The organism is Rhodococcus sp. 05-2254-2, from assembly GCF_002259095.1.
Lineage (GTDB): Bacteria > Actinomycetota > Actinomycetes > Mycobacteriales > Mycobacteriaceae > Rhodococcoides.
Map to the genome: position 1 here is coordinate 1 of NZ_NOZJ01000020.1, position 14,945 is coordinate 14,945.

Annotated in this window: 15 protein-coding genes; 12 read left to right on the plus strand and 3 right to left on the minus strand. The window is 65.6% G+C overall.

Going from position 1 to position 14,945, the window contains the following annotated elements; genetic code table 11:
- Positions 1 to 150 precede the first annotated feature (150 nt).
- From CH283_RS22255 to CH283_RS22305, 11 genes are all read left to right on the plus strand, one after another.
- The gene (locus CH283_RS22255) at positions 151 to 531 is read left to right on the plus strand and encodes a DUF3054 domain-containing protein (protein WP_373455117.1); all 381 of its coding nucleotides are present in this window, start codon (positions 151 to 153) and stop codon (positions 529 to 531) included.
- Between the two features lie 149 nt (positions 532 to 680).
- Positions 681 to 1,991: a Na+/H+ antiporter NhaA gene (gene nhaA, locus CH283_RS22260; protein WP_068049049.1), complete on the plus strand. Its 1,311-nt coding sequence runs from the start codon at positions 681 to 683 to the stop codon at positions 1,989 to 1,991.
- 42 nt (positions 1,992 to 2,033) lie between these two features.
- Complete coding sequence (locus tag CH283_RS22265) at positions 2,034 to 3,131, plus strand: serine hydrolase domain-containing protein (RefSeq protein ID WP_217901132.1); 1,098 nt, start codon at positions 2,034 to 2,036, stop codon at positions 3,129 to 3,131.
- A 66-nt stretch (positions 3,132 to 3,197) separates the two neighbouring features.
- Positions 3,198 to 4,451, plus strand: a complete 1,254-nt coding sequence (locus CH283_RS22270) for an APC family permease (RefSeq protein WP_094640492.1) — start codon at positions 3,198 to 3,200, stop codon at positions 4,449 to 4,451.
- Positions 4,452 to 4,482: 31 nt separating this feature from the next.
- On the plus strand, positions 4,483 to 4,848 hold the full coding sequence (locus tag CH283_RS22275; RefSeq protein ID WP_094640491.1) for an ArsR/SmtB family transcription factor: 366 nt from the start codon (positions 4,483 to 4,485) through the stop codon (positions 4,846 to 4,848).
- Positions 4,845 to 5,933, plus strand: coding sequence for an ACR3 family arsenite efflux transporter (arsB, locus tag CH283_RS22280; RefSeq protein WP_068049037.1), 1,089 nt, complete (start codon positions 4,845 to 4,847; stop codon positions 5,931 to 5,933). The genes CH283_RS22275 and arsB overlap by 4 nt, the downstream gene beginning before the upstream one ends.
- The gene (locus tag CH283_RS22285; RefSeq protein ID WP_094640490.1) at positions 5,933 to 6,607 is read left to right on the plus strand and encodes an arsenate reductase ArsC; all 675 of its coding nucleotides are present in this window, start codon (positions 5,933 to 5,935) and stop codon (positions 6,605 to 6,607) included. Before arsB ends, CH283_RS22285 begins: the two co-directional genes overlap by 1 nt.
- Positions 6,608 to 6,643: 36 nt before the next feature.
- A complete protein-coding gene (locus CH283_RS22290; RefSeq protein WP_068049031.1) occupies positions 6,644 to 7,066 on the plus strand; it encodes an arsenate reductase ArsC in 423 nt (140 codons plus the stop codon).
- Complete coding sequence (locus tag CH283_RS22295) at positions 7,063 to 7,479, plus strand: arsenate-mycothiol transferase ArsC (protein WP_068049029.1); 417 nt, start codon at positions 7,063 to 7,065, stop codon at positions 7,477 to 7,479. Before CH283_RS22290 ends, CH283_RS22295 begins: the two co-directional genes overlap by 4 nt.
- A 5-nt stretch (positions 7,480 to 7,484) precedes the next feature.
- Positions 7,485 to 8,540 carry an ArsO family NAD(P)H-dependent flavin-containing monooxygenase gene (locus tag CH283_RS22300; protein WP_094640489.1) on the plus strand — a complete coding sequence of 352 codons (1,056 nt, stop codon included), beginning with the start codon at positions 7,485 to 7,487 and terminating at the stop codon, positions 8,538 to 8,540.
- Positions 8,537 to 9,871, plus strand: a complete 1,335-nt coding sequence (locus CH283_RS22305; protein ID WP_094640488.1) for an FAD-dependent oxidoreductase — start codon at positions 8,537 to 8,539, stop codon at positions 9,869 to 9,871. Before CH283_RS22300 ends, CH283_RS22305 begins: the two co-directional genes overlap by 4 nt.
- Positions 9,872 to 9,889: 18 nt before the next feature.
- Here the strand turns inward: CH283_RS22305 and CH283_RS22310 are convergent, their stop codons facing one another.
- From CH283_RS22310 to CH283_RS22320, 3 genes are all read right to left on the minus strand, one after another.
- The gene (locus CH283_RS22310; RefSeq protein WP_068049019.1) at positions 9,890 to 10,636 is read right to left on the minus strand and encodes a sulfite exporter TauE/SafE family protein; all 747 of its coding nucleotides are present in this window, start codon (positions 10,634 to 10,636) and stop codon (positions 9,890 to 9,892) included.
- Between the two features lie 67 nt (positions 10,637 to 10,703).
- Complete coding sequence (locus CH283_RS22315) at positions 10,704 to 12,365, minus strand: NTF2-like N-terminal transpeptidase domain-containing protein (protein ID WP_176460201.1); 1,662 nt, start codon at positions 12,363 to 12,365, stop codon at positions 10,704 to 10,706.
- A gap of 106 nt (positions 12,366 to 12,471) precedes the next feature.
- Positions 12,472 to 14,301 (minus strand): penicillin-binding transpeptidase domain-containing protein, encoded by a 1,830-nt coding sequence (locus tag CH283_RS22320; protein WP_094640504.1) that lies wholly within the window; start codon positions 14,299 to 14,301, stop codon positions 12,472 to 12,474.
- Positions 14,302 to 14,392: 91 nt separating this feature from the next.
- On the opposite strand from CH283_RS22320, the gene CH283_RS22325 reads away from it, so the two are divergent.
- A complete protein-coding gene (locus CH283_RS22325; protein ID WP_068049016.1) occupies positions 14,393 to 14,938 on the plus strand; it encodes a hypothetical protein in 546 nt (181 codons plus the stop codon).
- Positions 14,939 to 14,945: the final 7 nt, after the last annotated feature.

Below are 14,945 nucleotides of genomic sequence, written 5' to 3' on the forward strand. Positions count from 1 at the left end.
CTCCCCCGCTTCACCCCTCCCCCGCCGGATCAATGCGGCTTTGTTGCAGTCCAACTGACTGAAACCCACATTGATCCGCCCTGGGTGGACCCGCGAAAGGCCCGCATCGCAATCGTCGGTGCGGGTCTTTCGCCGTCGGTGTCTACAGTGGTGCGCGTGAAGTTTCGTTCTCCTGTAGTTGCCGGCGTCCTCGATCTGGCCATGGTCCTGCTGTTCGCCGCGATCGGTCGGCGCAGTCACGCCGAGGCCACCGCACTGTCCGGCCTGTTCCACACCGCCTGGCCGTTCGTCGTCGGTGCCGCCATCGGCTGGGTCGTCGCGTTTGCGCTGTACCGCAACAAGTTCGACGCTTTTCTCATCGTTCCGACGGGCATCGTCGTGTGGGTGATGACGGTTGTCGTGGGCATGGTGCTGCGTGCACTGACCGGGCAGGGAACAGCCGGGTCGTTCATCGTCGTGGCAACGCTGGCCACGGCAGTTCTGCTACTGGGTTGGCGTGCACTGGCGAAATTCGTGCCGAGCGTTCGTTGACGCCGAGTTCGTCGGGAACGGCCTCGACGCGATAGGATGATCCACGGTGCGCCGGGAAGTCTGGTCGGCAACAACTCTGTGCTGCGTACCCACTGTCTGATATTCGGTCGGTTCGCAGCTCGACGAAGCTACCGAAAGGCGTTCTCTCCGTGACAGATTCATCAACCCCGAAAACGCGATTGCCGCTGTTCTCCCGGGGCTCCTGGTCCGAGGCAGATCGCGTCGCACAGATCCTCCGCAAGGAGACCGTCGGTGGCGCACTGCTCCTCGTCGCCACCCTCATCGCCTTGGTCTGGGCCAACTCACCGTGGTCCGCTGCCTACGACTCGCTGATGAGCACCCGCGTCGGACCGTCGGCGCTGCATCTCGATCTGACGCTCTCGACGTGGGCCGCCGACGGACTGTTGGCCATCTTCTTCTTCGTCGTCGGACTCGAACTGAAGCGAGAATTCGTCGCAGGCGATCTCCGCGATCCCGCACGTGCGGCCCTTCCTGTCGCCGCGGCGATCGGCGGAATGGCAGTTCCGGCAGTCATTTTCGTGCTGATCAACCTCGGCACCGGAGACGGCGCACTGCTCGGTTGGGCAATCCCCACCGCGACCGACATCGCGTTCGCCGTTGCCGTGCTCGCCGTGATCAGCACCCACCTGCCGACCGCGCTGCGTACCTTCCTACTGACGTTGGCTGTGGTCGACGACCTCCTGGCCGTCAGTGTCATCGCCATCTTCTACACCGACGACATCAACTTCATCGCGCTCGGCCTGACACTGATTCCGCTCGCCCTGTTCGCGGTGGCCGTACAGATGCGCGTCCGCTCGTGGTGGATTCTCATCCCGCTGGCGGTCGTGACCTGGGTACTCATGCACGAGTCCGGCGTTCACGCCACCGTCGCGGGCGTGCTGCTCGGCTTCGCTGTTCCCGTGATGCGCAGCAAGGCCAACGGTGGTCCCGAAGCGGGCCCCGGCCTCGCCGAGCACTTCGAGCACAAGATTCGGCCGATCTCGGCGGGCATCGCGGTGCCCCTGTTCGCATTCTGCGCGGCCGGTGTGACCGTCGGCGGATTCTCCGGCCTGGCCAGCGCACTGACCGATCCGATCGCCATCGGCATCATCGCCGGCCTCGTCATCGGTAAGGCCATCGGCATCTTCGGCACCACCTACCTCGTATCCCGTTTCACCCGGGCGACGTTGGACGCCGGACTGAAATGGCTCGACGTCCTGGGCGTCTCGATGCTCGCGGGTATCGGATTCACCGTCTCGCTGCTGATCGGCGACCTTGCCTTCGGCGAGGGAACTCAGCGCGACGACCACGTCAAGGTCGGCGTCCTCACCGGTTCGATCATCGCGGCATCGTTGGCCGCCATCATCCTGCGCAGCCGCAACAAGGCCTACCGCGACATCCACACCGAAGAGACCCGCGACGACGACCACGACGGCATCCCGGACGTGTATCAAAAGTAGCCAGCGCTGGAATCCGGACCGCTGCGGTGACACGATGAGTCCGTGAGCGAGACCGTGCGCGAACTGTTGACCCGGCACATCGACGCTGGACTGATGCCGGGGGCAACGGCGCTCCTGGGTGGCCCCGATGCGGAACCCGTCGCGGTCGGGTCATCGGCGGTCGGCGGTCCACCGATGGCGGTCGACGCACTGGTCCGGATTCAGTCGATGACCAAGATCGTCACCGGCGTGGCCGCCCTGCGGCTCGTGGAGGCGGGCCGGCTGACGCTCGACGACGACGTCGTACCCTGGCTTCCCGAACTCGCCGACCGCCCTGTGCTCACCCGTCCCGACGCTGCACTCGACGACACCGTTCCGCAGGACCGGCCGATCACGTTGCGGCACTTGCTCACCAACACCAGTGGGTACGGAATTCAGATGGGAGACACCCCGCTTGCTCGGGCGATGCGGGCCAACGACACGGAGGCCGGCCCCGCGCCGTCTCCGCTCGGCGCAAACGAGTGGTTGGCACGCATGGCGGATCTTCCGCTGACTTTTCAGCCCGGTACCGGGTGGCGCTACCACCACGGCTTCGCGATCCTCGGCATCCTCGTCTCTCGTATCGTCGGCCGGTCTCTGCAGGATCATCTCCGCGACGACCTGTTCGGGCCGCTCGACATGCCCGACACCGGACTGTGGGTACCCACCGACCGATGCCATCGCCTGACGGCGGCCTACCGGTACGAGGACGGGTCGTTGATCGAAACCGAACCCGCCGCGGGCGGACCCTGTGCGGGACCGCCCCCAGTCGACGTGAGTCACGGCGAGCTGGTGTCGACCGCGACCGATTTTCACCGCTTTCTCCGTGCGATCCCGACGTCCGTGTCGACCGAGCACCTGGAGCTGATGACACACGACCAGGTGCCCGCGTCGATCAAGACCGACGAGAGTTTCTACCCGGGCTTCTGGCCGGGTACGGGGTGGGGATTCGGCGTCTCGGTCGTCACCGAAGGAGAGCACCTCGGCCGTTACGGATGGTCCGGCGGGCAGGGCACCGACTTCTTCGTCGACCCGGACGGGACGGTCGGCATCCTGCTGACGCAGACCGAATTGTGCGAGGCCACCTTCGCGCTGCTGTCGGAGTTCCAGGAACTGCGCTGACAGGATCGACGCCGAGTCGAGTGCAGCACCTACAGTTGTCGCCGTGATCGACGATCGGTTCCCGGCATGACGAATCCGCCATCGCTCAGCCGTCGACTCGGGCTGTTCGACGCCATCGCCATCGGTGTCGGTTCGATGGTCGGAGCCGGGGTGTTCGCGGCGTTCGCTCCCGCATCGGCCGTCGCGGGCGCGGGTCTGCTGATCGGTCTCGCCATCGCCGCGGTCGTCGCGTTCTGCAACGCCACCTCGTCGGCTCAACTCGCCGCGCAGTATCCGACGTCGGGCGGAACGTACATCTACGGCCGAGAGCGGCTCGGCGAGTGGCCCGGCTTTCTGGCCGGGTGGAGCTTCGTAATCGGCAAAACCGCCAGCTCCGCAGCCATGGCGCTGGTGTTCGCGGCCTACGTCGCACCTGTCGGGTACACGAAAGTCGTTGCTGTGCTTGCCATCGTTGCGTTGACGGCAGTGAACTACTTCGGCATCACCCGCACGGCCGTGCTGACGAAGATTCTGGTCGCCGCCGTGCTCACCGTGCTCGTCGTGGGTGTCGTCCTGGGACTCACGGGCTCGATCGAGCCGAACGTCGCCGGGCTCGGCTCGTTCGCCGACAGTGGGTGGTACGGAATTCTGCAGTCGGCCGGCCTGTTGTTCTTCGCCTTCGCCGGCTACGCGCGCATTGCCACCCTGGGCGAGGAGGTCGTCCGGCCCGAGCGCACCATTCCGCGCGCCATCGTCTCCGCCCTGGGTATCGCACTACTGGTCTATGCGGTGATTGCACTGATCCTGTTGTCGGTACTGGGCTCCGACTCACTGGCGTCGTCGTCGGCTCCTCTGGTCGATCTGGTTGTGGCATCCGGACATTCGTGGGCGTCACCGCTGATGCGCATCGGCGCGGCGTTGGCCGCGCTGGGAGCCCTCCTCGCGCTGATCGCAGGCATCGGCCGCACGTCGCTGGCAATGGCCCGCCACGACGACCTGCCGTCGTATCTGACCGCGGTCCATCCCCGCTACTCGGTTCCGCATCGCGCCGAGTTCACTCTGGCAGTGATCGTCTGCGTCCTCGTTCTCGTCGTCGATCTGCGCAATGCCATCGGCTTCTCGTCGTTCGGGGTGTTGCTGTACTACCTGGTTGCGAACCTGAGCGCCCATACCCAGGACACCGAGAACCGGCGGTACCCCAAGGTTCTGCAGATCGTCGGCAGTATCGGCTGCGTCGTCTTGATTGCGACGCTGCCCGCCACCTCCATTGCCGTCGGAACCGTCGTGGTCGTGCTCGGTGTCGCCTACCGACTGATCCGCGTTCGGCAACTGTTCACTTGACGGCTGGTTCGATGAACGTCAATATAGACGCATGTCGAACCAAGACCGGTCGTCCGTCGACGGCGAGTGCTGCTCGCCGCTGATCCACGAACCCCTGACCGAGGATTGGGCCGGAGATCTGGCCCGGATGTTCAAGGCACTGGGAGATCCAGTCCGCCTGCGTCTGCTCAGCCTCGTTGCCAGCCATGCAGGCGGCGAAGCGTGTGTCTGCGATATCTCCCCCGCATTCGACTTGTCGCAGCCCACCATCTCCCATCACCTCAAGGTGTTGCGCGAGGCGGGGCTGCTCGACTGCGAACGGCGCGGCACCTGGGTCTACTACTCGGTCGTTCCCGCTGCGCTGCAGCAACTGTCGGCAGTGCTGAACGCTGCGGAGTCAACGGAGGTCATGGCATGAGTACGACGACCGATACCGCCGTAGTCGGCAAGCTCTCCACCCTCGACCGGTTCCTGCCCGTATGGATCGGCGTGGCCATGGTCGTCGGCCTGATCCTCGGACGCATGATCCCCGGTCTGAACGACGCACTGTCGTCCATCTCCATCGACGGCGTGTCGCTCCCGATCGCCATCGGCCTGCTGATCATGATGTACCCGGTGCTGGCCAAGGTGCGCTACGACCGCCTCGACACCGTCACCGGCGACAAGCGACTACTGATCGGGTCGCTGGTCCTCAACTGGATCCTCGGTCCGGCCCTGATGTTCGCTCTCGCATGGCTTTTCCTGCCGGATCTACCCGAATACCGCACCGGGCTCATCATCGTCGGTCTGGCCCGATGCATCGCGATGGTCATCATCTGGAACGACCTCGCCTGCGGCGACCGAGAAGCCGCCGCGGTTCTGGTGGCGATCAACTCGGTGTTCCAGGTCTTCATGTTCGCCATCCTCGGATGGTTCTACCTGTCGGTCCTGCCCGGCTGGCTCGGGTTGGAACAGACGACCATCGAAGCCTCGCCCTGGCAGATCGCGAAATCGGTGCTGATCTTCCTCGGAATCCCGCTGATTGCGGGATTCGCCTCGCGCTTCTTCGGTGAACGCGCCAAGGGCCGCGAGTGGTACGAGGAGAAGTTCATCCCCAGGATCGCCCCGTGGGCGCTCTACGGCCTGCTGTTCACCATCGTCATTCTCTTTGCGCTGCAGGGTGATCAGATCACGTCACAGCCCTTCGACGTGGTGCGTATCGCGCTGCCTCTACTGGTGTACTTCGCGGTGATGTGGGGCGGCGGCTACGCCCTCGGTGCCGCGATGGGTCTGGGCTACGAGCGCACCACCACCCTCGCGTTCACCGCTGCAGGCAACAATTTCGAGCTCGCCATCGCCGTCGCGATCGCGACCTACGGCGCGACATCCGGGCAGGCACTCGCCGGAGTCGTCGGACCACTCATCGAGGTGCCGGTACTGGTCGGCCTCGTCTACGTCTCGCTCGCACTGCGTAAACGCTTCGCCCCGAGTTCGTCCGCGACCACAGCGACAAAGGAGTCCTGATGTCCGACAACCTTTCTCCCAGCAGCCACCGCGCCCAGCCCGAACTGTTGATGCCCCAAGCAATTCTCTCGCGCACCGCAGAGAGACTCGCTGCGGAATACGAGGGCATCTTCTCCACCCAAACCGTCGAGCGTTACGTCTTCGAGTCCTACACCGCACTGCGTCGAACCTCGAAGATTCACACGCACCTGACCACTCTGGCCGGCAAGTTCGCCGCGGACCGTCTCACTGCACTCGCCCAATCACAGGGTGACGCACCGAAACTCGTGCCCGAGGTGCTGTTCATCTGCGTCCACAATGCCGGACGCTCCCAGATGGCCGCGGCCTTGCTCGAACACCACGCACGGGGACTGGTCCACGTCCGATCCGCGGGCTCGGCCCCGACCTACGAAATCAACCCGATCGTCGTGCAGGCGATGGAAGAACTCGACATCGACCTGGGCAGCGAATTCCCCAAGCCGTTGACCGACGACGTCGTCGCCGCCGCAGATGTCGTGGTGTCCATGGGATGCGGCGATGCGTGCGCGGTCTACCCCGGCAAGCGCTACCTGGACTGGCAACTGACCGACCCCGACGGCAAATCCATCGACGAAGTGCGTCGCATCCGCGATGATCTCGACGCGCGTGTCCGCCAACTGCTCACCGAGCTGACCACCACCACCGTACCGGCCTGAGGCATCGGCCTCCGCGCTCGAAAGGCATACGACTCCATGTCCGACACACCCAGTGTTCTCTTCGTCTGCGTCCACAACGCCGGTCGATCTCAGATGGCCGCCGGTTTTCTGTCCCACCTCGCCGGCGATACCGTCGAAGTGCGTTCTGCCGGTAGCGCACCCGCAGAGACCATCAATTCCGCGGCGGTCGAGGCCATGGCCGAGGTCGGCATCGACATCTCGTCGCAGTCTCCGAAGATCCTCACACCCGAGGCCGTCGAGACATCCGACGTCGTCATCACCATGGGCTGCGGCGACGCCTGCCCGGTGTTCCCCGGAGTGAGTTACCGCGATTGGGCACTGGCCGATCCGGCGGGCAAAGGCGTCGAGGCGGTGCGGCCGATTCGCGACGAGATCAGAGGCCGAATCGAGGACCTGATCGCCGAACTGGTTCCGGCAAAGCAGAGTTCCGCGTCATGACGACACCCAGCGTGCTGTTCGTCTGCGTCAAGAACGGCGGCAAGTCTCAGATGGCCGCCGGTCTGATGCGTAAGGCGGCGGGCGGTTCGGTGGAGGTGCACTCGGCCGGAACGAAACCGGGAGGTGCCGTCAACGCACTGTCGGCCGAGTCTCTTCTCGAAGTCGGCGTCGACCTGTCGGGCGAAGCACCCAAGCCGATCGATCCCGATCTGCTCGCCCGCATGGACTACGTCGTCACCCTCGGCAGCGAGGCACATGTGGAACCAGTGGACGGTCCGACGTTCGAGAACTGGAACACCGACGAGCCGTCCGAGCGCGGTATCGACGGCATCGAACGCATGCGTCTGGTCCGCGACGATATTGCCGCTCGCGTCGAGGAACTCGCATCTCGCATGCGCGGCACCGACGCTTGACTCGAATGAAGTACGACGTGGTGGTGATCGGCGGCGGTCAGGCAGGACTGGCCGCTGGGTACTACCTGCGACGAGCCGGGCTCGACTTCGTCGTTCTCGACGACCAGACGCATGCCGGAGGGTCCTGGCAGGACTACTGGCCGTCGCTGCACCTGTTCTCACCGGCGGAGTACTCGCGACTCCCCGGCTGGCCGATGCCTCCGTGGCACAACGGTTTCCCACCCGCGTCTCATGTGGTCGACTACATGCGAGCGTACGAGAAGAAGTACGAACTGCCGGTGCACCGGCCCGTCCGGGTGACGGCCGTGCAGCGGGTCCCGGGCGGCTACCGAATCGACACAGATGGTGAGTCGTACACCGCCACAGCAGTCGTCAACGCGACGGGAACATGGTCTCGGCCCTTCTGGCCGAGCTACCCGGGCATGCGTGAATTCGATGGGACCCAACTGCATGCCGCCGACTACCGCACACCGGATCGATTCGTGGGCAAGCGGGTAGGAATCGTCGGGGGCGGAAACTCGGCTGCTCAGATACTTGCCGAGATCTCCACCGTGGCCGAGACCCTGTGGTTCACCGCCCGCGAACCGAAATTCCTGCCCGACGACGTCGATGGGCGCGTGCTGTTCGATGTCGCCAGCGACCGCGCCCGAGCGCTGGCAGCGGGTGACTCCGATACCGGCGGGGTCGCAGGCTTGGGTGACATCGTCATGGTCCCGCCGGTAAAGGAGGCCAGGGATCGCGGCGTCCTGCAGGCCCGGCCGATGTTCACGGCGATCACAACCGACGGCGTGACGGACGGGCACACGACGGAGAAACTGGATGCGATCGTCTGGTGCACCGGCTTTCGGCCCGCGCTGCGGCATCTGCAGCCGCTGCATCTGCACACCGACGGACCTCGGATCACGTTGGAAGACAATCATATTCACGACGAGTCGACCCTTATGTTCCTGGGGTACGGCGACTGGACCGGACCGGCATCGGCAACGCTCATCGGCGTCGGCCGTACCGCACGCGCAGCAGTGAACACTCTCGCTCGACGAGGAAAGGTAGATCAGTCATGAACGAATACCCCGTAGTAGTGATCGGCGCAGGACCCATCGGTCTCGCCGCCGCAGCACATCTCACCGAAACCGGCTCTGCCGTCGTCGTTCTCGAACGCGGGCCGTCCGCGGGCGCGGCAGTGTCCGAATGGAACCACGTGCGATTGTTCTCCCCGTGGTCCGAGGTAGTGGACCCCGCTGCCGCACGGTTGCTCGAGCCGACCGGCTGGACCGCACCGGACGGCGACACCTACGCCACCGGTCGCGAATGGGTGGAGCGGTACCTCGCGCCCCTCGCCGCTGTCCTCGGAGACGCTGTTCGAGTCGATTCCGAAGTGGTCGGTGTAGCCCGCCGTGGACGCGACCGCGTCGTCGACGCCGGCCGCGACACCGAGCCGCTGTCCGTGCACATCCGGCATTCCGACGGCAGCGAGGAACGTGTTCTCGCCCGCGCGGTCGTCGACGCGTCGGGCACCTGGGGATCTCCGAATCCACTGGGTAGCGAGGGGCTTGCGGCCATCGGCGAGAAGTTCTCCGCCGACAGAATCGACTACCGGGTCCCCGATCTGACCGATCCGGCGATTCGCGCCCAGTTCGCGGGCAAGCACACGGTCATCGCTGGCAGCGGCCACTCCGCCCTGACCGCCATCATCACCTTCGCCGAACTCGCTGCAGAGGAACCGGGAACGACGCTCACCTGGGCCGTGCGCCGAGGCGTCACCGCAGACGTGTTCGGCGGCGGCGAAGCCGACGAACTCGCCGCCCGCGGCGCGCTGGGACAACGCGCCAAGAATGCCGTCGACGACGGCTTCCTCACCGTGCAATCCGGATTCCGCACCGAAACCGTTGCGGTCGAGGGTGATCGGATGACCCTCGTCGGCGATACCGGCGCTCGCATCGGAGATGTCGATCGCGTAGTCGCACTCACCGGCTTCCGACCGGATCTGTCGTGGTTGTCCGAGGTTCGCCTCGATCTCGATCCCACCCTGCAGGCACCCAAGTTCGTCGCCGAATTGGTGGACCCCAACATGCATTCGTGCGGATCGGTGTCACCGCACGGAGTCGAAGAACTCACCCAACCCGAGCCCGGCTTCTACCTGGTGGGTATGAAGAGCTACGGCCGCGCGCCGACGTTCCTTGCAATGACCGGATACGAGCAGGTTCGCAGCATCGCAGCCGAACTCGCCGGAGACCACGAGGGCGCACGAAAGGTCGAGCTGACACTGCCCGACACCGGCGTCTGCGGCGGCGCGGGCCTGTTCGACGAGCCCGACGCCCCGTCGAGCGGCGGTTGCTGCGGTGCCCCTGCTGCGCCGGAGTTGATCACTCTCGGCGCACCGTCGCGCAAGTAGCGAACAGGTGACCGCCCGTCAGCCGAAGGCCTGATACCCCAGCCATCCGGCGAGACCCAGTCCCAGAATCCCGACGCCGACGCGCAGGATGATCGGCGAGATCACCTTGACCGTCGGTGGCCCGCAGGCACCGCCGACGAAACATCCGATGGCCAGCGCAAGTGCCGCCCACCAGTGCACCTGACCGAAGAACGAAAAGATGATCGCCGCAATCAGATTGGCAATGCCGAGGAAGAAGCTCTTCAGAACGCTTGCGCGCCAGAAGGTATCCGAAGTGCAGATCAACGCCAACGCCAGAAAGATGACGCCTGCCCCGGCCCCGAAGTAGCCGCCGTAGATCGCCACGGCGAACAGGGCCAGCGGATAGAGCGTCGGAAACTCTCTGCCGCCGGACAGCTTTCGAATACTCGGCTGCAGCAGGAGCGCGATGGCTGCCATCGCCACCAGGAACGGTACGACCACCTCGAACGAACCGTCCGGCGTATTGAGCAACAGAACCGCACCGGTGGTACCGCCGAGAGCCGAGTAGATCGCGTACCGAACCAGCTGCTTGCCGTCCTTGGCGAGCTCGGCCGAGGAACTCGCCGTCGCCCCGACACCGGCCGCGACCAAGGCGACCGTGTTCGTCACGTTCGCAGACACCGCTGGCAGACCCACCGCAAGCAGCGCAGGGTAGGAGACCAGCGATGCGAGCCCGGTGACGAACCCGATGAGCCCGGCGAAGAACCCGGCCACCACCAGGAGTCCGAAATCGAGCACAGTCACCGAATAAAACTACCGTGCCTAACGATCGACCCGAATCCCTGGTCATTTCGCAGGCTCCATTCCTGCCCTACTCGACGGGGTTCGCCATCTCCTGCAGCAACCGGCTCGTCATGCGCACTGCCTGATCCCCGCCGTCCGCATCCTCGATGTAGACCGCGAACGCGACATCACCGCTGGTGGCGAGCACGAAGCGATCGTCGCCACTTTCCCCGGCGAATCCCTGCACCCCGTCGAACGTGTCGAGACCGCTGGTGCGGGACGAGTCGGCAAGTATGCCGCGCAACCGATTTGCTGCATCCGACCCGAGTGCCCGGGACTCACGATTGGCGACCGCGGTCTGACCGGCGACGATCGTCGGAGTCGGAGCGCTGCCCCGTGAGATCGCGGCCGCCATCTGTGCGAGACCGAACGGAGTCACGGTCGCCTCGTCACCGGAGGCGGTCGACACGGCCCTGATACCGTCGATCGCGCTGCGACTGTCGGCGGGAGTTCCGGTGTAGGCGTCGAGTCCGGGCATCGAGTAGCTGACACCGAGACCCAGTGCCGCAGCTGCATCCTCGGCGCTGTCGTCGCCGCGATCGGACTGTGCCGCCTTGACCAACTCCGACGCGGTGCCGGCCGGGTAGGAGCCCCCGAACACCACGTCGCCCTGCTCGTTCGCGTAACTGTTCTGTGCCGCAGCGAGAATGGCACCGGTCGAGGTGGACAGGGCGACGATCGACGCCGACGACCCCGCCATGACCACCGCATTCTCGGCGGCGAGTTGAACGCGCGGATCGAGCGTTGCGTGCAGGTCAGGACCACCAGGGCCCTGGAAACCGACACGGCGCTCACCGATTCCGTCGACGGTGTAGGTGTCGACGGCCCAGCCTGCGGTGGCGTCGCGCCCTTCCTGCCATGCACTTCGCAACGAGTCGAGCACGGGTGAGGTGATCCGACGGTCGTCGACGATGAGCTTGGGTTGCGGAGAAACCACCACTCCCGGCACGGCACGCAGGTCGTCTTCGAGGACGGCGAAATCGTCGTCGCGCAGGGTCACTGCGGTGATCGGTGCACCGCCGGACGAGTTCAGCTCGGCCAGCATCGATTCGGAGGTGATGAGCGGTGCGACGACATCGATGACGTCTGCGAGTTGCGCGGTGGACGCCGCCGGATCGCTCGTCTGCGCCGGGTCGAGGGAGATGGCGTTGATGGTTCGCTCGCTCATCAGCACGTTGTTCGCGGCGTCGAAGATCAGCGGCGGGGCAGCGTCGGTCCGGGTGTATCGAACCGATCCGCCCGAGGTGAGGTCCGGGACGAGAGTGGCCGGATCCCACGCTATGCGCCAGCCGACGCTGAGCTTCTTGGTCGAGCCCTGAGCGCTGTACTTCCAGTCCTTGCCCTCACCGAAGTTCCACGCCGACGCGAGAGTGAAGTAGCCACTTTCGTCGGAGAGGTCCATGTACTGGGTCAGGTCGAAATCCCCGGTGGACATGCCGTCGGCCGACAAGCCGTCGAACATCTGGTTCAGCGCGGCCGTCGCGGCGTTGGGGTAGGTCGTCATCGCGGCAGCAGCAGCGACGTCTCGGTTGTCCAGGGCATCGACGAATTTCGAGACCAGCACCTCTGCCTCGCTCGGTGGGCGATCGACCATCCAGAACGCTGCCGAGACCGTCAACGTCGCCGATGCTGCAACGGCGACGAGGTAGCGACCGCGGACCTTGCGCGGGCCACGACGGGCACGACTCATAGAACTCATGAGTCACAATATTCACTGTAGTCACATGAGTAACAAGCACGGGATTCATACGAGCCGGTCACGATTGGGATACGCCCCGGTTGGTTCCGGACCTGGACTAGCGCAGAAAACGACCCGCAGCTTCGATGGCCGGGGTCGAACTGCCTGCGTCGTTGACGAACACCGCGAACGCGAGATCGCCGGAGATACCGACGAACCAGCCGTGCGCTCCTTCGTTGTTCGCACCGAATTCGGCGGTGCCGGTCTTGCCGAGCAACCCTGGGATGTCGTTCAGCGCTGTGGCCGTTCCGCCGGTGATCGTCTCGCGCATCATGGCTTTGATCTGCTCGGTGACCTGGGGGTTCACCGCTGCCGGCTGCATGTTTCCCACTCCCGGCTCACTGGGGACCACCGTCGGTGGGAGCAATCCGTTGTTCGCGATCGACGACGCGACCAGCGCCATTCCGAACGGCGACGCGGTCACCTGCCCCTGACCGATGGCGGATTCGACCCGCTGCGCCGGGGTGTCGGCGGACGGCACCGACCCGGTGACGGTCGTCAGACCGGGGGTTACGTAGTCGACGCCGAGGCCGTACTGCGCGGCCGCGTCGGTCAGTCCGTTCGGTGGGAGTGCCACGCCCAGGCGGCCCATCGTCGTGTTGCAGGACCTGGCGAAAGCGGTGTGCAGCGGCACGTTGCCGAGATCGAAGTTGTCGTCGTTCGGGATCTGCCGACCCTCGATGTTCTCGGTCGCCGGGCACGGCAGCACGGTATCGGGGGTGACTGCACCGGACTGCAGTGCAGCCGAGGTGGTCACCGTCTTGAACGTCGACCCCGGCGGGTACAGACCGGTGAGGGCGATCGGACCCTCGGCGTCCGCGGCGGCGTTCTGCGCCACGGCGAGAACCGCACCCGTCGACGGCCGAAGTGCAACGATGGCCGCCTGCTGCGGCAGCGACGCGAGAGCATTCTCGGCTTTGAGCTGCAGTGCCGAATCCAGGGTGGTCGCGATGTCGTCTCCCGTTGCGGCGTCGCGGCCGGCAAGCGGGGTGATGGAGCCGTCCGCGGCAACGGCCTGCACAGCCCATCCACGATTGGCGGCCTGCTCCTGCTCCCACAGCGTCGTCAGGTCGTTGAGGACCGGCGAAACGAGGTTCCGGTCGGTGGCGAGCAGCCGCGTCTGCGGAGCCAGCGTGACTCCGGGGACGGTCGCGAGCTGAGCACCGATGGGGTCGATATCGGACTGACGAAGGGTGACGATCGTCGCTGAGTCACCTTGCGCGCCGGCAACAGTCGCTGCCACCGATTCGGCCGTGACACCCGGAACGACGGAGCCGACGAGATTCGCGACCGCTGCCGGATCGGCCGTCGCATCGGCGTTGACGAGGGTCACCACCTGCTGCGACATCAGCTCGACGCCGTTGTCGTCGAAGATGCGCGGTGCGACGAGCGCATCGGTGGGAGTGAAACGCACCGACGAGTCGGCGGTCAGGCCCGGAACCAACATCGCCGGATCCCAGGTGATCTTCCAGCCCTGCTCGGTCTCGGCCGCTGTCGCAGAGGTGGTGTAGCTCCACTCCTTCGGTTCGCCGTCGGGTTCGGCGGTGCCGTCGGTGGTCGTCGAGAAGCGCCAGCCGGCATTCAACGTGAACGTGCCCGCATCCTCGTTGGCGTCGACTGCCTCGAAATCGGGAGTTGCCGTCACCGTACCGCCGGCCGAAAGCCCGTCGTACAGCCCGGTGAGCGCCGCCGTCGCGCCGGCCGGGTCGGTGGTCAACGCGGCCGCCTGATCGATGTTCGAGCTGTTCACCGCCTCCGCGAACTGCTCGGCGACAGTCTGCGGCTGATCCGGCCCACTCTGCCCGCAAGCGGCGAGCACCAATGCCAGTACGGACACGATCGCGGCCAGAGTCGTCGGTCTTCTCGAAGTGCGCACGGGGTCGATCATGCCCCAGTGCATCCGCGAAACACCGGTGGCACGATCTCGAAATAAGATGTAATTATGTAATCAGTCTTACAACGTCCATCGAGGAGTCCCCATGAAACCCAACGGACGCTCGTTCGGTCGCCCCGGCGGCTGGCAGCACGCAGACATTCCGGATGCCACCGATGCAGCCGATTGGTTCGGTGGCCGCCTCCCGGACACCTGGTTCGACGGTGCCGCCTCGGTCGAGGTCGACCGAGAGGAAATCGTCGTCGTCGGGACACTGCCCGTGGAGCAGGACAGTTCATCCGCAGCCACCGAGGGCCGCATCGCGCGATTCCGCGAAACCACCCGGGGCGACCGCATGCAGATCGCCGACGAGGCAGAGAAGCGATACGGCCGCAAGGTCGCGTGGGGAGTTCGGACCGGGTCCGAGGTGGTCCTGTTCACCCACCTCGCCGTCCCGGTCATGACACGCCTGCGTCAGCCCGAGCGTCGCGTGCTGGACACTCTCGTCGACGCCGGCGTCGCCCGCTCCCGGGCCGACGCTCTGGCCTGGGCCGTGAAGCTCGTCGGCGAGCACACCCAGGAGTGGCTCGACGAATTGCGTGGCGCCATGACGACGGTCGACGAACTACGCAAGAAGGGCCCGTCGGTGTAATTCGCTT

Bases quoted from the DNA above. Each gene is read 5' to 3' on its own strand.
- CH283_RS22290 (WP_068049031.1), top strand. From the start codon at position 6,644: ATGTCCGACACACCCAGTGTTCTCTTCGTCTGCGTCCACAACGCCGGT.
- CH283_RS22320 (WP_094640504.1), bottom strand. From the start codon at position 14,301: ATGATCGACCCCGTGCGCACTTCGAGAAGACCGACGACTCTGGCCGCG.
- CH283_RS22270 (WP_094640492.1), top strand. From the start codon at position 3,198: ATGACGAATCCGCCATCGCTCAGCCGTCGACTCGGGCTGTTCGACGCC.
- CH283_RS22315 (WP_176460201.1), bottom strand. From the start codon at position 12,365: ATGAGTCGTGCCCGTCGTGGCCCGCGCAAGGTCCGCGGTCGCTACCTC.
- CH283_RS22305 (WP_094640488.1), top strand. From the start codon at position 8,537: ATGAACGAATACCCCGTAGTAGTGATCGGCGCAGGACCCATCGGTCTC.
- CH283_RS22295 (WP_068049029.1), top strand. From the start codon at position 7,063: ATGACGACACCCAGCGTGCTGTTCGTCTGCGTCAAGAACGGCGGCAAG.
- arsB (WP_068049037.1), top strand. From the start codon at position 4,845: ATGAGTACGACGACCGATACCGCCGTAGTCGGCAAGCTCTCCACCCTC.
- CH283_RS22325 (WP_068049016.1), top strand. From the start codon at position 14,393: ATGAAACCCAACGGACGCTCGTTCGGTCGCCCCGGCGGCTGGCAGCAC.
- CH283_RS22300 (WP_094640489.1), top strand. From the start codon at position 7,485: ATGAAGTACGACGTGGTGGTGATCGGCGGCGGTCAGGCAGGACTGGCC.
- CH283_RS22285 (WP_094640490.1), top strand. From the start codon at position 5,933: ATGTCCGACAACCTTTCTCCCAGCAGCCACCGCGCCCAGCCCGAACTG.
- CH283_RS22275 (WP_094640491.1), top strand. From the start codon at position 4,483: ATGTCGAACCAAGACCGGTCGTCCGTCGACGGCGAGTGCTGCTCGCCG.